General features: G+C 50.3%; 13 protein-coding genes. 6 read left to right on the plus strand and 7 right to left on the minus strand.

Annotated features, from left to right (window positions below; genetic code table 11):
• Positions 1 to 64 precede the first annotated feature (64 nt).
• A complete protein-coding gene (gene malT / locus FH968_RS10360; protein ID WP_139879077.1) occupies positions 65 to 2,773 on the plus strand; it encodes an HTH-type transcriptional regulator MalT in 2,709 nt (902 codons plus the stop codon).
• A gap of 38 nt (positions 2,774 to 2,811) precedes the next feature.
• Here the strand turns inward: malT and glpD are convergent, their stop codons facing one another.
• On the minus strand, positions 2,812 to 4,320 hold the full coding sequence (glpD, locus tag FH968_RS10365) for a glycerol-3-phosphate dehydrogenase (protein WP_139879079.1): 1,509 nt from the start codon (positions 4,318 to 4,320) through the stop codon (positions 2,812 to 2,814).
• Positions 4,321 to 4,514: 194 nt separating this feature from the next.
• Here glpD and glpE point away from each other — a divergent pair, with 194 nt between their 5' ends.
• The 3 genes from glpE to FH968_RS10380 all read left to right on the plus strand — a co-directional run bounded on the left by glpE (position 4,515) and on the right by FH968_RS10380 (position 6,521).
• A complete protein-coding gene (gene glpE / locus FH968_RS10370; protein WP_139879081.1) occupies positions 4,515 to 4,844 on the plus strand; it encodes a thiosulfate sulfurtransferase GlpE in 330 nt (109 codons plus the stop codon).
• A gap of 65 nt (positions 4,845 to 4,909) precedes the next feature.
• Positions 4,910 to 5,740, plus strand: coding sequence for a rhomboid family intramembrane serine protease GlpG (gene glpG / locus FH968_RS10375; protein ID WP_139879083.1), 831 nt, complete (start codon positions 4,910 to 4,912; stop codon positions 5,738 to 5,740).
• Between the two features lie 22 nt (positions 5,741 to 5,762).
• A complete protein-coding gene (locus FH968_RS10380) occupies positions 5,763 to 6,521 on the plus strand; it encodes a DeoR/GlpR family transcriptional regulator (RefSeq protein WP_139879085.1) in 759 nt (252 codons plus the stop codon).
• A 75-nt stretch (positions 6,522 to 6,596) separates the two neighbouring features.
• On the opposite strand, the gene glgP is transcribed toward FH968_RS10380, so the two are convergent.
• The 6 genes from glgP to asd form a co-directional block, all read right to left on the minus strand.
• Positions 6,597 to 9,044, minus strand: a complete 2,448-nt coding sequence (gene glgP / locus FH968_RS10385; protein WP_139879087.1) for a glycogen phosphorylase — start codon at positions 9,042 to 9,044, stop codon at positions 6,597 to 6,599.
• A 21-nt stretch (positions 9,045 to 9,065) separates the two neighbouring features.
• Positions 9,066 to 10,499, minus strand: a complete 1,434-nt coding sequence (gene glgA, locus FH968_RS10390) for a glycogen synthase GlgA (RefSeq protein ID WP_139879090.1) — start codon at positions 10,497 to 10,499, stop codon at positions 9,066 to 9,068.
• Between the two features lie 110 nt (positions 10,500 to 10,609).
• Positions 10,610 to 11,893, minus strand: coding sequence for a glucose-1-phosphate adenylyltransferase (gene glgC / locus FH968_RS10395; RefSeq protein WP_139879092.1), 1,284 nt, complete (start codon positions 11,891 to 11,893; stop codon positions 10,610 to 10,612).
• 14 nt (positions 11,894 to 11,907) lie between these two features.
• Entirely contained in the window at positions 11,908 to 13,890 is a 1,983-nt protein-coding gene (gene glgX / locus FH968_RS10400; RefSeq protein ID WP_139879094.1) for a glycogen debranching protein GlgX, read from the minus strand.
• Positions 13,887 to 16,073: a 1,4-alpha-glucan branching enzyme gene (gene glgB / locus FH968_RS10405; protein ID WP_139879096.1), complete on the minus strand. Its 2,187-nt coding sequence runs from the start codon at positions 16,071 to 16,073 to the stop codon at positions 13,887 to 13,889. The genes glgX and glgB overlap by 4 nt, the downstream gene beginning before the upstream one ends.
• A 258-nt stretch (positions 16,074 to 16,331) precedes the next feature.
• Positions 16,332 to 17,438: an aspartate-semialdehyde dehydrogenase gene (gene asd / locus FH968_RS10410; protein ID WP_139879099.1), complete on the minus strand. Its 1,107-nt coding sequence runs from the start codon at positions 17,436 to 17,438 to the stop codon at positions 16,332 to 16,334.
• Positions 17,439 to 17,580: 142 nt separating this feature from the next.
• On the opposite strand from asd, the gene FH968_RS10415 reads away from it, so the two are divergent.
• The gene (locus tag FH968_RS10415) at positions 17,581 to 18,174 is read left to right on the plus strand and encodes a YhgN family NAAT transporter (protein ID WP_139879101.1); all 594 of its coding nucleotides are present in this window, start codon (positions 17,581 to 17,583) and stop codon (positions 18,172 to 18,174) included.
• A gap of 237 nt (positions 18,175 to 18,411) precedes the next feature.
• A complete protein-coding gene (locus FH968_RS10420) occupies positions 18,412 to 19,113 on the plus strand; it encodes an outer membrane protein (RefSeq protein ID WP_139879104.1) in 702 nt (233 codons plus the stop codon).
• The last annotated feature ends 9 nt before the right edge of the window (positions 19,114 to 19,122 follow it).

Raw genomic sequence — 19,122 nt, forward strand, 5'->3', positions numbered from 1 at the left:
TTAATTACGAAGCGTAAAAAAATTCACATTCGTACACATTTTATACACAGTGAAGTGACAGACCATGCTGATCCCCTCCAAATTAAGTCGTCCAGTACGTCTGGAAAATACAGTGGTCCGCGACCGTCTGTTGATGAAGTTATCGACGGCCAATAATTATCGAGTGGCGCTAATTACCAGCCCAGCCGGCTATGGAAAGACAACACTGGTTTCTCAGTGGGCGACGGGGAAAAATGAATTGGGTTGGTATTCCCTTGATGAAGGGGATAACCAGCAAGAACGCTTTGCAAGTTACTTAATCGCGGCAATTCAACAGGCCACGTCGGGTCACTGTGTCACCAGCGAAGTGATGGTACAAAAACGCCAGTACTCAAGTCTGACGGCTTTATTTGCTCAGCTTTTTATCGAAATGGTGGAATGGCATCGCCCACTGTTTTTGGTCATTGATGATTACCATCTGATAACCAATCCCGTTATTCACGAAGCAATGCGCTTTTTCATTCGCCACCAGCCAGAAAACCTGACTTTGGTGGTACTGTCGCGCAACCTGCCACAATTGGGCATCGCTAATTTGCGAGTGCGCGATCAACTGCTGGAAATCGGCAGCCAACAACTCGCGTTTACCCACAACGAAGCGAAACTATTTTTTGACCATCGGCTGATTTCGCCACTCGAGCATGTCGAGAGCAATAGCCTGTGTGATGATGTCGCAGGCTGGGCAACCGCGCTGCAACTTATTGCGCTTTCCGCCCGGCAAAATAGTAACTCCTCGGCGCAGCACTCTGCTCGCCGGCTTTCCGGCATCAATGCCAGCCATTTATCTGACTACCTGGCGGATGAAGTGCTGGATAATGTCGATGTGCAAACCCGTAACTTCCTGTTGCGTAGCTCGATTCTACGCTCGATGAATGATGCCCTGATTGTACGCGTCACCGGCGAAGAAAACGGCCAAATGCGCCTTGAAGAAACGGAACGTCAGGGGTTATTTATCCAACGTATGGATGACTGTGGTGAATGGTTCCGCTTCCATCCGCTGTTTGGCAACTTTTTGCGCCAACGCTGCCAGTGGGAACTTGCAACTGAACTCCCGGAAATTCATCGTGCCGCAGCCGAAAGCTGGATGGCTCAAGGTTTTCCAAGCGAAGCCATTCACCACGCCTTAGCCGCAGGTGATGCCAGCCTGTTGCGCGATATCCTGCTCAATCACGCCTGGGCGCTGTTCAATCACAGCGAATTAGCGTTACTGGAAGAATCTTTAAAAGCGCTGCCGTGGGAAAGTCTGTTGGCTAATCCTAAGCTTGTGCTGTTACAGGCATGGCTGATGCAAAGCCAGCACCGCTACAGCGAAGTGAACACGCTTTTAGCTCGTGCCGAGCAGGAAATGGATGTCGTGATGGACGATACCATGCACGGCGAATTCAATGCATTACGCGCCCAGGTTGCCATTAATGACGGTAATCCTGATGAAGCCGAACGTCTGGCAATGGTTGCGCTGGAGACGCTCCCACTGGCCAGTTTTTACAGCCGGATTGTCGCGACTTCAGTTCATGGTGAAGTGCTGCACTGCAAAGGCGAGCTCACCAAATCTCTTTCTGTTATGCAGCAAACCGAACAAATGGCGCGCCGCCATGACATGTGGCACTACGCGTTATGGGGTTTATGTCAGCAGAGCGAAATTTTATTAGCCCAGGGTTTCCTCCAGTCAGCGTGGGAATCGCAGGAAAAAGCTTTTGCTCTGATTGAAGAGCAGCACCTTGAACAACTCCCGCTCCATGAGTTTTTACTGCGTATTCGCGCACAACTGCTTTGGGCGTGGTCGCGGTTGGATGAAGCCGAAGCGACAACACGCATGGGTCTGGAAGTGCTTTCCGGATATCAGCCACAACAACAATTACAGTGTCTGGCGCTGCTAGTGCAATGTTCGCTGGCTAGGGGAGATTTGGACAACGCACGTAATCACCTGAACCGTCTGGAGAACTTGCTTGGGAATGGTGCGTTCCACAGCGATTGGGTTTCCAACGCTGACAAAGTGCGGGTGATTTACTGGCAAATGACGGGCGATAAAAAATCTGCCGCCAACTGGCTGCATCTGACGCCGAAGCCTGAGTTTGCTAATAACCATTTCTTGCAAAGCCAATGGCGCAATATCGCTCGAGCGCAAATTTTGCTGAGTGATTTTGAACCGGCTGAAATCGTACTGGAAGAATTAAACGAAAATGCACGCAGTCTGCGTTTGATGAGCGATCTCAACCGCAACTTGCTGTTGTTAAACCAGCTTTACTGGCAGGCCGGGCGTAAAAGCGATGCTCAACGCGTTTTACTGGAAGCATTAGCGCTGGCTAATCGCACCGGGTTTATCAGCCATTTTGTGATTGAAGGTGAAGCGATGGCGCAGCAATTGCGCCAACTTATTCAGCTCAACACGCTGCCGGAATTGGATCAACATCGTGCGCAGCGCATTTTGCGTGAGATAAACCAGCATCACCGCCATAAGTTCGCCCACTTTGATGAGAACTTCGTTAACCGCTTATTGACGCATCCTGAAGTGCCGGAGCTTATTCGCACCAGCCCGCTGACTCAACGTGAATGGCAAGTACTGGGTCTGATTTATTCAGGCTACAGTAATGAACAAATCGCCGGAGAGTTGGATGTCGCAGCAACAACGATTAAAACGCACATTCGTAATTTGTATCAGAAATTAGGAGTCGCACATCGGCAGGATGCGGTATTGCATGCGCAGAAATTGCTGAAGATGATGGGATACGGAGTTTAGTTTGTGACGGATGGCGCTCACGCCATCCGTCATTTACATCAAGATGCCAGCGATAACCGCGCCTTACCACCCCGCTTTACCAACCACTGTGACACCCGAGCCTGTTGCTCTTTGCTCAGCCACATTCCAAGCTTGGTACGACGCCAAATAGCATCGTCAACGCCGCGAACCCACTCATGATCGGCCAGATAACGTAATTCGGCTTCGTAAAACTCGTGGCCGAAGTCTTCACCCAAATCACTGACGCAGGTAGTACCCGCCAGAATTAATTCGCTATTGCTGCCGTAGGTACGTGAGTAACGACGAGCCATGCTTTCGCTCAGGAATGTGTAGCGACGGCGTAACTGCGCAGCGTAATCATCGCGGTCTCCATTAATATCACCACCCGGTAAAGTGCAACCTTTGGTCCAGGCAGGCCCCATTTTCGGGTAATAAGCTTTCAGCTTATCCAGCGCATGTTCCGCCAGCTTGCGATAAGTGGTGAGCTTGCCGCCAAACACTGACAGCAGCGGTGCTTTACCTTGCTCATCATGAATATCGAGCGTGTAGTCACGGGTGATTGCCTGCGGCGAGTCAGATTCATCGTCACACAACGGACGCACACCAGAGTAAGTCCAGACGATATCGTCGCGGCTCAACGTCTTTTTAAAGTGCGCGTTATAGGCAGCCAGCAAATAATTGATTTCATTATCATCGATATGGACAGCTTTCGGGTCACCCTTATATTCCACATCGGTGGTACCAATAATAGAGAACTCATCCATCCACGGGATAACAAATACAATACGCTTGTCTTCGTTTTGCAGAATATAAGCCTGCTTCTGATTGTGAACGCGAGGCACCACAATATGGCTGCCTTTAATAAGGCGAATGCCGTATGGCGAAGGCAATTGCAGGCCATCGTCAAAGAAGTTTTTCACCCACGGACCCGTCGCATTTACCAGACCACGCGCACGCCAGGTGAAGGTTTCACCAGTATCAATATCTTGTGCTTCGACAATCCAGTAGCCGTTTTCACGCCATGCACGGGTTGCGCGGGTACGGGTTTTCACCTCGCCACCTTCGCGCATCACCATCTGCGCATTCGCCAATACCAGGCGAGCATCATCTACCCAGCAGTCAGAATATTCGAAACCGCGCACGATATTCGGTTTGAGAACGGAGTCTGCGCCAAAACGCAAACCGGTGGAAGCAGGCAAGCTAGTGCGCTTACCGAGATGGTCATACATAAACAGACCAATACGAATCATCCACGCAGGGCGTAAATGAGGACGATGAGGCAAACGAAAACGCATTGGGAAGGCAATATGCGGTGCCATATTCAGCAGTACTTCGCGCTCGGCTAATGCTTCACTCACCAGGCGGAACTCGTAATGTTCCAGGTAACGCAGGCCACCATGGATCAATTTTGAACTGGCCGAGGATGTTGCACTAGCCAGATCCTGAGCTTCGAGCATCAACACGGATAAACCACGGCCTGCGGCGTCAGCGGCGATACCTGCCCCGTTAATCCCTCCGCCAATCACAATCAGATCTTTAGTTTCCATGCTGCCCTCACACGCTTTCGTTAAAGTTCAAATATGTTCGTTATCGCTCATACTAGCAAGACTACGCGCGCTTTGTAACGAAAAAAAAACATTACTGCGTGATATGGATAACATAATGACGTTAATATCAGCGGCCAGAGGGCAGATTCCCTTAATATGGCGCAAGCCGATTCAATAAAGTGACGAGCAAATCTATGGAAACTTTTGAGTGTATTGGTGTAGAAGAAGCACACCAGAAATTGCAGCAAAAACTGGCAGTGTTAGTGGATATCCGCGATCCGCAGAGCTTTGCGATGGGCCATACGCCTGGCGCATTTCATCTGACTAACGACAGACTAGTTGCCTTTATGCAACAAACTGAATTTGAAACACCAGTGATGGTGATGTGCTACCACGGCAATAGCAGTAAAGGTGCAGCGCAATATTTGCTGCAACAAGGTTACGACCAGGTCTATAGCGTCGACGGCGGTTTTGACGCATGGCATCGCCATTTCCCGGCGGAAGTCGAACACGGCGCATCGTAAGTCATCAAGAAATCGCTGCGTTGCAGGTATACTGCTTCCTTTTGTACGGATTTGGTTGAAACTTTATGATCATGATTACCTCGTTTGCCAACCCGCGAGTAGCGCAGGCATTTGTCGACTATATGGCGACGCAGGGCATTATCCTTACGATTCAACAGCATGAGCAAAGTGATATCTGGCTGGCAAATGACAGCCAGGAATCCCGCGTTCGTGCAGAGCTTGAACAATTCCTCGCGAATCCAGGCGATTCTCGTTATCTGGCTGCCAGCTGGAATACCGGCCATACCGGCAGCGGTTTGCGTTACCAGCGCTTCCCATTCCTTGCGACTGTGCAACAAAAAGCGGGCCCTTTCACACTGCTTATCATGGCTGCCTGCGTGTTGGTTTATTTGCTGATGCAAGTTATCGGCGACCGAGCAGTAATGGTCTGGTTAGCATGGCCCTATAAAGACAGTTTGCACTATGAATTATGGCGCTATTTCACCCACGCGTTGATGCACTTCTCAATAATGCATATCGCATTCAACTTGCTATGGTGGTGGTATCTCGGTGGCCCACTCGAAAAGCGCCTCGGCAGCGGAAAACTCATTACACTGACGCTGATTTCAGCTTTATTAAGTGGTTACGTGCAGGCTAAGTTCGGAGGCCCACTTTTTGGTGGTCTATCTGGGGTTGTTTACGCGCTAATGGGTTATGTCTGGCTACGTGGTGAACGCGATCCTGACAGCGGTATCTATATGCAGCGCGGGCTTTTAGCCTTTGCAGTGCTGTGGATTGTGATAGGATTTTTCGATGTTTTAGGAATGTCGATCGCCAACGCCGCACACATTACCGGTCTGGTGGTTGGGCTTGCGATGGCTCTGGTTGATACAATGCATGCGCGAAAACGAACATAGCATTTCAGGAGAATAAAACAGCGTGAAGCAAACACAACGTCATGATGCGATTGTCGAACTGGTAAAAAAACAAGGCTATGTCAGCACCGAAGAGCTCGTCGAGCAGTTTGCTGTCAGCCCGCAAACAATTCGTCGCGATCTGAACGATCTGGCAGACCAGAATTTGATCATGCGCCATCACGGTGGGGCAGCTCTGCCTTCAAGCTCAGTGAATACACCGTGGCACGACCGTAAAGCCACTCAGACTGCGGAAAAAGAGCGTATTGCCCGGAAGGTTGCTAGCCAGATCCCTAATGGTGCCACGCTGTTTATTGATATCGGCACCACGCCGGAAGCGGTCGCCCATGCGTTGTTGAATCACAGCAATTTGCGCGTGGTGACCAACAATCTCAATGTGGCAAATACGCTCAAGGTAAAAGAAGATTTCCGCATTATTCTGGCGGGCGGTGAGTTACGCAGCCGTGACGGTGGGATTATTGGTGAAGCAACTCTCGATTTTATCTCCCAGTTCCGCCTGGATTTTGGCATTTTGGGTATCAGTGGTATTGATGGTGATGGCTCATTGCTGGAGTTTGATTATCACGAAGTTCGTACCAAACGCGCCATTATTGAAAACTCGCGCTGCGTAATGTTGGTTGTTGACCATTCGAAGTTTGGCCGTAACGCGATGGTGAATCTTGGCAGTATCGGCCTGGTGGATCAGGTTTACACCGACATCTTGCCACCTGCGGGCGTAATGCAGGTGATTGCCGAGAACAATGTGTTACTGGAGTTGTGCTAAAACAGCCCACAACTGCCGCTTCCCGTTCAGGGTAATACCCTCTCCTTCAGGGAGAGGGTTGGATGGTTTTAGCTCCTACAATCTCACTGGCTTAATATGCCAAATCTCATCGGCATATTCCTGAATCGTCCTGTCAGACGAGAAATAGCCCATGTTGGCAATATTGTGTATGGCGCGAATAGTCCACTCTTCCGGCTGGCGATACAGTTCATCGACTTTGTCCTGGCAATCCACATAGCTGCGGTAATCCGCAAGTACCTGATAGTGATCACCAAAGTTAATCAGTGAATCCAACAGATCGCGGTAGCGAGTAGGCTCGCCAGGGCTGAACGTACCGGTACCTATTTGCGTCAGCACCTGATGCAACTCTTCATCTTTTTCATAATATTCACGCGGCTGATAGCCTTTACGCCGTAGCGTTTCGACTTCTTCCGCCGTATTACCAAAGATAAATATGTTATCTGCCCCAACATGCTCCAGCATTTCGACGTTTGCACCGTCGAGTGTGCCGATAGTCAGCGCACCGTTTAGGCCAAACTTCATATTACTGGTGCCGGAAGCCTCAGTTCCCGCCAGAGAAATCTGTTCGGAAAGGTCCGCCGCAGGAATAATGATTTGTGCGAGGCTTACGCTGTAGTTCGGGATAAACACCACTTTCAGTCGGTCTTTGACGTCTGGGTCGTTGTTGATCACCGCAGCCACATCATTGATGAGATGAATGATGTGTTTCGCCATGTAATACGCCGACGCCGCTTTTCCGGCGAAGATGTTCACACGCGGCACCCAATCTGCTGTTGGGTCGGCCTTGATCCGGTTGTAGCGCGTAATCACATGCAGCACGTTCATCAGCTGGCGTTTGTACTCGTGAATACGTTTGATTTGGACATCAAACAGCGCATTCGGATTCACCACCACATTCAGTTGCTGGCCGATGTAACTTGCCAGGCGCTTCTTGTTGGCGAGTTTCGCCTTGCGCACATCCTGATGCACGGTTGGGTAATCAATATGCTGCTTCAGCTCGTTTAACTGGCTTAGATCGGTACGCCAGGTCCGGCCAATGTTTTCATCAAGCACTTCCGAAAGCGGGGGATTAGCCAGAGCCAGCCAGCGACGTGGTGTCACGCCATTGGTTTTATTGCAAAAGCGCATTGGGAAAATAGCGGCAAAATCGGCAAACAGAGATTGCACCATCAAGTTGGAATGCAGCTCAGAAACACCGTTAACTTTGTGGCTGGCAACCACAGCAAGCCACGCCATGCGTACTTTGCGACCATTTGACTCATCAATAATCGAAGTACGACCAAGCAACGCCGTATCGTTCGGATACTGCTCCTGTAAGGTTTTCAGGAAGTAGTCGTTAATCTCAAAGATTATCTGCAAATGGCGCGGCAGAATTTTGCCCAGCATATCAACCGGCCAGGTTTCCAGCGCCTCGCTCATCAACGTGTGGTTGGTGTACGAAAATACCTGACAAGTCACTTCAAACGCATCTTCCCAGCTGAACTTATGTTCGTCGATTAACAAACGCATCAGCTCGGGGATTGCTAACACTGGGTGCGTGTCGTTAAGGTGGATGGCGATTTTATCCGCCAGGTTGTCATAAGTCTTATGGAGCTGGTAATGGCGGCTGAGAATGTCCTGCACGGTGGAGGACACGAGGAAATATTCCTGACGCAAACGCAGTTCGCGGCCTGAATAGGTTGAGTCATCCGGATAGAGCACGCGTGAGACATTTTCCGAATGGTTTTTATCTTCAACTGCCGCGAAGTAATCACCCTGGTTAAATTTACCGAGGTTGATTTCACTACTCGCCTGCGCATTCCACAGGCGCAAAGTGTTGGTTGCATCGGTGTCGTAGCCAGGGATTATCTGGTCATACGCTACCGCCAAAATTTCTTCCGTTTCTACCCAGCGGAATTTTTTCGCTTCCATCTGCACACGGCCGCCGAAGCGCACTTTGTAGCGTGTGTTGTGGCGTTTGAACTCCCACGGGTTGCCATATTCGAGCCAATAGTCCGGGGACTCTTTCTGGCGTCCATCAACAATATTCTGTTTGAACATACCGTAGTCGTAGCGAATACCGTAACCACGGCCAGGCAAACCGAGTGTCGCTAGTGAATCGAGGAAACAGGCGGCGAGACGACCGAGCCCGCCATTGCCAAGGCCGGGGTCGTTCTCTTCGTCAATCAACTCTTCAAGATCGAGGCCCATCTCCTCCAGCGCATTTTTAACATCTTCATAGATACCTAATGAAAGCAGTGCGTTAGAAAGCGTTCGACCAATCAAAAACTCCATCGACAGATAGTAAACCTGGCGAACCTCCTGGGAAAGCTGAGCACGATTAGAACGCAACCAGCGCTCTACCAGCCGGTCGCGAACTGCAAATAACGTGGCGTTCAACCACTCATGCTTATTCGCAATGGCGGGGTCTTTCCCAACTGTAAACATCAGCTTATAGGCGATTGAGTGCTTTAATGCCTCAATACTGAGCGTCGGTGAAGCATAGGAAAAGGGTGCATTCATATCAGTGATTCCTGGTAATGGCTACAGCAAACGTTGGTACAGATCGCGGTAGGAATGCGCCGCCACCTGCCAGCTAAAATCCATGCCCATGGCCTGACGCTGAACAAATCGCCACAGCGAAGGGCGAGACCACAACACGAAGGCACGTCTAATCGCTCTTAACAGCGACCAGGCATTACTGTCTTCAAACACAAATCCACTGGCGATGCCGTCAGCCAGATTTTCGAGCGAACTGTCGGACACTGTATCCGCAAGCCCGCCTGTACGCCGCACAAGCGGCAAAGTACCGTACTTCAAACCATACAATTGCGTTAAGCCACAAGGTTCAAAACGGCTCGGGACCATAATCACGTCAGCGCCACCCATAATGCGGTGCGAGAAAGCTTCGTGATAACCGATTTGAACCCCAACCTGCCCTGGATGTTCCGCTGCCGCCGCAAGAAATCCTTCCTGCATCACCGAGTCACCTGCGCCCAATAATGCCAGCTGCCCGCCCTGCTCAAGTAAACCAGGCAACGCTTCCAGCACCAAATCCAAACCTTTCTGGCTGGTTAAACGGCTCACCACTGCAAACAGAGGTGCTTTGTCGTTAACTTTTAACCCCATCGCCACCTGCAACTGGCGTTTGTTTTCAGCTTTATCTTCGAGGGTATCTCGTGTGTAGCGAGAAGCCAGCAGCAAGTCGTGCGCAGGGTCCCAAATTTTTTCGTCAACACCATTGAGGATACCGGACAACCGCCCTTCACGATGACGCTGGCGCAACAGCCCTTCCATACCGTAGGCGAATTGCGGTTCGGTTATCTCGCGCGCATAGGTCGGGCTGACCGCCGTAATATGATCAGCATAGTAAAGACCAGCTTTCAAGTACGAAATTTGACCGTTAAACTCCAGACCATTCATGTCATAGAACGACCATGGCAGGTCAATTTCACTCATATGATGGGCATAAAACAGCCCCTGGTAAGCCAGGTTGTGAACGGTAAATACCGACTTTGCTGGCCGACCACGAGCCTCCAGATACGCTGGCACCAGTCCCGCATGCCAGTCGTGCGCATGAACGATATCCGGGTGCCAGAAGGGGTCCAGACCACATGCCATCTCAGCACCCACCCAACCTAATAGTGCAAATCGGTGCACGTTGTCGGTGTAAGCGAACTGATTGGTATCGTGATACGGGCTGCCAGGACGGTCATATAAATGTGGGGCATCAATGAGGTAAATCCCCACGCCGTTGAAATGGCCATATAACAAAGTCATATGACCCGCGAAGGTGTCACGGTGCGCAACTACCTGCGCATCGACAATTCCACGGCGAATGTCAGGAAATGCGGGCAGTAAGACTCGCGTCTCAACGCCGCCTGCGATTTGTGCCGCCGGTAGCGCACCAATAACATCTGCCAGGCCACCTGTTTTCAACAGGGGAAAAATTTCAGAACATACATGTAGGACCTGCATTATCGCTCCCATATGGAAAGTCGTGGCGCTATCTATGATCAAACTTCAGGTACGCCAAACGATAAAACTACAACGCGCAGCCCTTGCTGCGCGGAGGTCAATTCCACTACTTAATTAGATAACTTTGCAAGCATCTCACGCGTGACCAGCACAATGCCTTCTTCGGAACGGTAGAAACGGCGTGCATCTTCCTCTGCGTTTTCCCCAACCACCATGCCTTCAGGAATGACACAGGCACGGTCGATAATGCAACGGCGTAAACGACAAGAGCGCCCAACCTGTACGTCTGGCAACAATACTGAAGAGTCAATGTTGCAAAACGAGTTAATGCGCACGCGCGGGAATAACACCGACTGAACGACTACCGAGCCGGAAATAATGCAGCCGCCAGAAACCAATGAGTTCAGCGTCATGCCGTGGCTACCTGAGCGGTCTTGCACAAACTTCGCCGGTGGCAGCGGTTCCATATGAGTACGGATTGGCCATTCCTGGTCATACATATCCAGTTCTGGCGTCACAGAGGCGAGGTCGAGGTTAGCTTTCCAGTAGGCTTCCAGCGTCCCTACGTCGCGCCAATACGGCTCGGCATTCGGGTCAGACTGCACGCAGGAAAGCGGGAATGGATGTGCAAAACAAACGCCTGATTTCATTACGTTCGGGATAATATCTTTCCCAAAGTCATGGCTTGAGGAGTCGTCTTTGTCGTCAGCTTCCAGCAATTCGTAAAGGTAATCGGCATCGAAAACATAGATCCCCATGCTGGCAAGCGCTTTGGTATCGTCACCAGGCATTGACGGAGGGTTAGTCGGTTTCTCAACAAATTCGATAATTTTATCTTCGTTATCAACCGCCATCACGCCAAAAGCCGAAGCTTCATGCAGTGGCACAGGCATACATGCCACAGTGCAACGCGCACCTTTTTCTACGTGGTCAATCAACATGCGCGAGTAGTCTTGCTTGTAGATATGGTCACCCGCGAGGATAACGACATATTCCGCTTTGTAACGGCGAATAATATCGAGGTTCTGCGTAACCGCATCAGCCGTGCCACGATACCAGTTTTCACCGTGTACACGTTGCTGCGCCGGAAGCAAATCCACAAATTCATTCATCTCTTCACTGAAAAATGACCAACCGCGCTGAATATGCTGCACCAGCGTATGCGACTGATATTGGGTAATGACACCAATACGGCGGATACCCGAGTTAATACAATTTGACAGCGCAAAATCAATGATGCGGAACTTGCCACCAAAGTGAACAGCAGGCTTGGCTCGCGTAGAGGTTAAATCTTTCAATCGGGTACCGCGCCCACCAGCCAGAATCAGGGCTACAGATTTATTTGGCAGTTGTCTTGCCAGCATCAGAGGATCGTTCTTATCAAGCTTAACCATGACTGACTCCTTTTTTATGACTTCTGGAATACGCATACTCCGTGCGCAGGACCATGCCATACAGCCATTACCACCGGGTTGTCCTCACCGGCAAACGGAGGAATGGCACGCCACTCCCCTTCGGGTAGTACGATGTCGGCAACTTCTTCGGTTGCGTTTATCGTAATAAGCCAACGTTCTGAGAGCTGGATTTGCAAACGATGAACCCCGTTCTCCCACTCGTCAGCACTCAGAGGCTGAGCCTCTTTATTCCACCAGCGAACATTGTCATCGCCTTCCTCCCACCAGATATTCCGGGTTAGTGCCGGAATTGTCTTGCGTAGATGAATCAATGCCGCGGTAAAAGTGGTTAAGCCATCGTTACAGTGTTCCCAGTCAAGCCATGTCAGTTGGTTGTCCTGGCAATAGGCGTTGTTGTTGCCGTGTTGGCTGTGGCCATGTTCGTCACCGGCCAACAGCATCGGCGTACCCTGGGAAAGCAGTAACAATGTAAGCAAGGCGTGAACACTATCGCGCCGTCTTTCTTTGATATTTAGCGAGGCTTCCAGTCCTTCGAAACCGTAGTTATTGCTGTAGTTATTACCCGTACCATCACGGTTATCTTCGCCGTTAGCTTCATTGTGTTTTTGATTGAAGCTGACACAATCACGCAACGTGAAACCGTCATGGGCAGTAATTAAGTTGATACTGGTTGAAGGGCAACGCTCTCCACGACGATATACATCGCTGGAACCGGCAAAGCGGCAAGCGAATCCCCCCAACGATAAATCTTGTCGTAACCAGAAACGCCGCATGCCATCACGAAAATGATCGTTCCATTCAGCAAATAACGGTGGGAAATTCCCAACCTGATAGCCACCCGCGCCGATATCCCACGGTTCAGCAATCAATTTTACCTGTGACAAAACTGGATCGTTTTTAATGGCTTCGAACAATGGGGCATCCTGGCGGAATTCCGGTGTCCGCCCCATAACCGAGGCTAAATCAAAGCGAAAACCATCAACATGGTAGCTGTCGACCCAATAACGCAGGCAATCCACCATCTGAGCAACGACGCCAGGGGTGCTCAAATTCAACGTATTACCGCACCCCGTCCAGTTCTGGTAATCACCATTGTCCATTAACCAATAATAGCTACGGTTGTCGATTCCGCTCAGAGAGAGGGTTGGACCATCGCGGTCTAGCTCAGCACTGTGGTTGAGAACGATATCGAGGATCACCTCAATACCCGCTTCATGCAGCGCTTTTATGGCACTTCGCAGTTCGTTGGCGGCGGTCATTGGGTCTTGATTCACCGCGTAGTAACCTTCGACGGCGTACAACCCGCGTGGGTTATAGCCCCAATAGTTGCTGAGCCCTAAATGGGCAATGCGTGGCTCGGTAACAAAATGGGCCACTGGCAGCAATTCCAGCGCAGTTATTCCCAGTCTTTTGAAGTAGTTAATCATCACCGGATGGCCGAGTGCGGCATAAGTACCACGCAGCTCTTCCGGAATGCCAGGGTGAAGCAGTGTCAGGCCCCGAACATGCGCTTCGTAAATAACGGTATCGCCCCACGGAGTACGTGGATGAACATCATCTTCCCAGTCGAATTTATCCTGCACTACCACGCATTTCGCCATGTGCGGGGCACTATCTTCCAGATTCGGCTCATCGTAACCACCGTGCAGGTGCGGGTGGTCATCAGCTCCCCCCACCACCACGCGGGCACAGGGATCAAGCAACAGCTTGGCCGGGTTAAAGCGATGACCGTTTTGCGGTTCCCACGGGCCATGTACGCGATAACCATATTTCAAACCCGGTTTGGCGTTGGGTAAATAGCCATGCCAGATGTCACCGGTTCGCACGGGTAAATCGTAACGTTGCTCATGGCCATGTTCGTCGAAAATACACAATTCCACTTTGTGCGCATTCGCAGAAAATAGAGTGAAGTTCACTCCTTTCCCGTCATAGTGCGAACCATACGGCGTGGAGTTGCCAGCGCTGAGTTGCGTCATTCAGTCTCCCGTACCAGCCAGATGGTGGAGAGTGGTGGCAACGTCAAGCTCAGGGAATGCTCGCGCCCGTGGCTTGGAATCGTATCACTGTGTACCACCCCACTATTCCCGGTATTACTACCGTGATAATGCATTGAGTCGGTATTCAGTTCCTCTCGCCAGCGGCCCGGTTGGTTAATACCAAACCGATAGTTGTAGCGTGGCACTGGTGTAAAGTTACTCGCGACAATGATTTCATTGCCCTTAGAATCCCGGCGTACAAAGATAAATACGGAGTTAATGTTGTCTTCAACGACCAGCCATTCAAAACCATAGCTGTCAAAATCCAGTTCGTGCATTGCAGCATGGTGGCGATAGGTTTTGTTCAGATCGCGCACCAGACGTTTCACCCCGTGGTGCCAATTGTCACCACCTTCCAGAAGATGCCAATCAAGACTACTGTCGTGGTTCCACTCCCGCCCTTGTGCAAACTCATTCCCCATAAACAGCAGCTTTTTACCCGGGAATGCCCACATCCAGCCGTAATAAGCACGCAGGTTGGCAAACTTCTGCCAGGCATCGCCAGGCATTCTGTCCAGAATGGATTTTTTACCGTGCACGACTTCATCGTGCGACAGCGGTAGTACGAAGTTTTCGGTACTGTTGTACAGCATGCCAAAGGTCATCTTGTCGTGATGGTACTGGCGGTGTACTGGGTCGAGCTTCATGTAGTCGAGCGTGTCGTGCATCCAACCAAGGTTCCATTTAAACCAGAAACCCAGCCCACCCATTGAGGCTGGACGCGACACGCCAGCAAAATCAGTAGACTCTTCGGCCATGGTCACCGCACCCGGCGTTTGCTCGCCGATAACCCGATTGGTATTTCGCAGGAATTCGATAGCTTCGAGGTTTTCACGCCCGCCTTTATCATTAGGTATCCATTCGCCTGGCTGGCGGCTGTAGTCGCGGTAAATCATCGACGCCACAGCATCAACACGTAAGCCGTCAATGCCGAAACGTTCAATCCAGTACAACGCGTTACCCACCAGGTAGTTGCTGACTTCACGCCGACCGTAGTTATAAATCAGCGTGCTCCAGTCCTGGTGATAACCTTCACGCGGGTCGCCATGTTCGTATAACGCGGTGCCATCGAATTTCGCAAGCCCAGCATCGTCAGTCGGGAAGTGGCCCGGCACCCAGTCAAGCAGTACGTTCAGACCCGCTGTATGCGCGGCATTAATAAAGTAGCGGAAGTCTTCTCGCGTGCCGAAGCGCCGTGTTGGTGCGTATAAACCTTGTGGCTGGTAGCCCCAACTGCCATCAAACGGGTGCTCGTTAATCGGCAACAGTTCGAGGTGCGTAAAGCCCATTTCTTTCACGTAAGGCACCAGTTGATCTGCCAGTTCGCGATAGCTGAGCCAGAAATTATTGTGCCCATGACGTCGCCACGAGCCGAGGTGTACTTCATAAATTGAAATCGGCTGGTCGAAACCGTTTGCATGTTGGCGCGCAGGACTAAGCGTGGTTTTGTCCGGTAGCCCGCAGATTAGTGATGCGGTTTCAGGGCGCATTTGCGACTCAAACGCATACGGATCGGCCTTCAGGCGCAAATGACCATGGGCATCAATCAGTTCAAATTTATATAACTGCCCAGGGTGAGCGCCGGGAATAAAAAGCTCCCAGATGCCGCTTTCACGACGTAAACGCATCGGATGTCGACGGCCATCCCAATAGTTAAATTGGCCTACAACGGAGACACGGCGAGCATTGGGCGCCCAAACTGAAAAACGGGTACCTGTGACGCCATCCATTGTGTCGGCGTGTGCTCCGAGCGTTTCATAGGGGCGTAAATGCGTGCCTTCGGATAATAACCAACTATCCATTTCCTGAATGAGCGGCCCAAAGCGGTAAGGATCGTCAATGAGATTTTCATGGCCGTGCCAGATGACAGCCAACTGATAACGGAAAAAATTTTTACGGCGCGGGATAACCCCACAAAAGAAACCACGTGAATCTATGCAATCAAGCTTACCGACCTTCCCACCCGTTTTGGGTTCAATAACCCACACTTCGGTGGCATCCGGTAACAAAGCGCGAACTTCCAGCCCGGCCTCGGTTTTATGCATTCCCAGCAAGGAAAAAGGATCAGCGAAATGGCCTGCAATTAGCGCATTTATCACGTCTTTTTCTGGATGAACAGACATGGCATTCGTCCTGTTTTTTATGTCTCATCCTGGCGCAACGCTTACACGCTCAGGTGAAAGTTGACCCCAACAGGCAGCGGAAATGGAACTCCTGTAAGCTGCTCTGCCCAATAACTCATCACAATGGTTTTCACCATTCTGAATAAAGCATAGCCAACGCGCTGTTTTACTCCCGATAAATAATGAAAGACAGTCATACTCTCCATGTATGACGCGAAAAAAAAGGGGCTGCAATGCCCCTTATGTAATTAAGTGTACTTATGCGAGCAAGCGCAACATTCTACGTAACGGTTCTGCAGCACCCCACAGCAACTGGTCACCTACGGTGAAGGCTGACAGGTATTCAGGGCCCATATTCAGTTTACGCAAACGCCCGACCGGTGTAGTAAGCGTGCCGGTTACCGCCGCAGGGGTCAGTTCACGCATAGTAATATCACGCTCGTTCGGAACGACTTTCGCCCACTCATTATGCCCGGCCAGCATCGCTTCAATAGTTGGCAAAGAAACATCTTTCTTCAGTTTGATAGTGAACGCCTGGCTGTGGCAGCGCAGTGCGCCAACGCGGACACATAACCCATCAATCGGGATAATGGTGCCGGTATTGAGGATCTTGTTCGTCTCAGCCTGACCTTTCCACTCTTCACGCGTCTGGCCGTTATCAAGCTGTTTGTCTATCCATGGGATCAGGCTGCCGGCTAATGGCACGCCAAAATTATCAGTTGGCAGGCGACCGCTACGTGTCAGATCGGTAACTTTGCGCTCGATGTCCAGAATAGCTGACGCAGGGTTGGCTAATTCACTGGCAACATGGTTATGCAACAGGCCCATTTGGCTCAGTAGTTCACGCATGTGACGTGCGCCGCCACCGGATGCCGCCTGGTAAGTCGCAACAGAAATCCAGTCAACCAGGTCGTTTGCAAACAGGCCGCCCAGCGACATCAGCATCAGACTGACAGTACAGTTACCACCCACAAAGGTCTTCACACCTTTGTTCAAACCTTCCTGGATAACGTGCTGATTAATCGGGTCAAGGATGATAATCGCGTCATCGTTCATACGCAGTGAGGAGGCCGCATCAATCCAGTAACCTTCCCAGCCGCTTTCACGAAGCTTTGGATAGATTTCGTTGGTATAATCGCCGCCCTGGCAGGTAATGATAATGTCCAACGCCTTCAACGCTTCCAGGTCGTATGCGTCTTGCAGCGTGCCATTATTCAGGCCTGCAAAAGACGGGGCCGCGAGGCCTAACTGAGAAGTAGAGAAGAAAACCGGACGAATGGCGTCAAAATCGCGCTCCTCAACCATGCGTTGCATGAGAACGGAACCGACCATACCGCGCCAACCGATAAAACCAACATTTTTCATAGCGACTAATCCTGCGGGGGTTTGCATTGTGTGTGTTAATTAGAATTACCGTCCACATTACAAAATGCTGCCAAAGTCGCAAGTGAAATTAATCAATGATATGCACGCTATTAGAAATACAACTTATTAGAGACCACCATTCATGACCGAAATTATTTCTGCGGCAGTTTTGTTAATCCTGATTATGGACCCGTTGGGGAACCTGCCGATTTTTATGTCAGTGCTCAAGCACACGGAGCCAAAACGCCGCCGGGCCATCATGATCCGCGAGTTGCTGATTGCGTTGATCATCATGCTTATTTTTCTGTTTACCGGGGAAAAAATTCTCGCGTTCCTTAACCTGCGAGCGGAAAGCGTGTCAATTTCAGGCGGGATTATCTTGTTCCTGATTGCTATTAAGATGATTTTCCCAAGCCAGGAAGGTAACGCTTCCGGTCTACCTGCGGGTGAAGAACCGTTTATCGTACCGCTGGCGATTCCACTGGTAGCAGGCCCTACACTGCTCGCCACGCTTATGTTGATGTCGCACCAATATCCGAATCAGATGGGGCATTTAGTCGCGGCCCTATTGTTGGCCTGGGGTGGAACCGTGGCTATTTTGCTGCAATCGTCACTGTTCTTGCGTCTGCTGGGCGAAAAGGGTGTGAATGCGTTGGAACGCCTGATGGGACTTGTGCTGGTGATGCTGGCAACACAGATGTTCCTGGACGGGATTCGGGCGTGGATGAAAGGATAACTCATTCGGGAAAGCCCACTCTCTAGCGTAACCATAAGCCCTCCACCCCGGAGGGCTTTTTTATTAGCTAATGCCGCGCTTTAAATTTATCAACACCTTTAAGTGATTAAATTGAATAAAAAACCGCAAGTATAAAATTGAACAAAAATCTAACCTGCTTCCGTTATGCAGCACAAATATGCAGCAAAAATAAGAATATTAATTTCAATTTAAATATACGACTACTAAGGAAAGATAATGCGTAAATCACTATTAATGGCTGTACTACTGCTTTCATCCGGCGCCACCTTTGCTACCACTACTCAAGCAGGTAAACCCTTTGAGGGCTGGTTAATTGGCGGTAACTTAGGTTATGCCAGTGGAAACAATCAGGATGTTTCTATTTCCCCAGGCCAAACAGAACCCTACGGAACACCGCGCGATATTGACGGAACAGTAGGAGGCATTCAGGCGGGATATAACTGGCAACTGGATAATGACATTGTTTTAGGGGTTGAGACTGGATTTTCAGCCGCGAATATAAGTGGTGGGCTTAACAATCCCTCTAATTCGTCATGGTATGACGAGGTAGACATTAATCAGGCGTTTAATTTAAATCTAAAGGCTGGTTATGCAATTGGCAATTGGCTGCCATATGTAACGGCAGGTTTAACAGTCGCATCAATGGAGCTTGCAAAGGGTTGCTCTGTTAATCCTGCCCCGGCTGTTCAGGATTGCGGCAACGCGTTTAAAACAACAAGCGATGATGTTCGTTTGGGTTATAACGTTGGCGCGGGTGTTGAATGGAAATTCAGCGATAATTTTTCAACCGCGCTTGAGTATCGCTATACCGATTTGGGCGAAAGTGACGCGTTCGATCCAGAAGGTAGTAGTGTCGTTTACCCGAAATTCAAAACTGATTATCAAGAAATTACTTTGCGCCTGAACTATCATTTCTAACAAACTGAC

Origin of the sequence: Buttiauxella sp. B2 (genome assembly GCF_006376615.1) — a bacterium.
GTDB lineage: Bacteria > Pseudomonadota > Gammaproteobacteria > Enterobacterales > Enterobacteriaceae > Buttiauxella.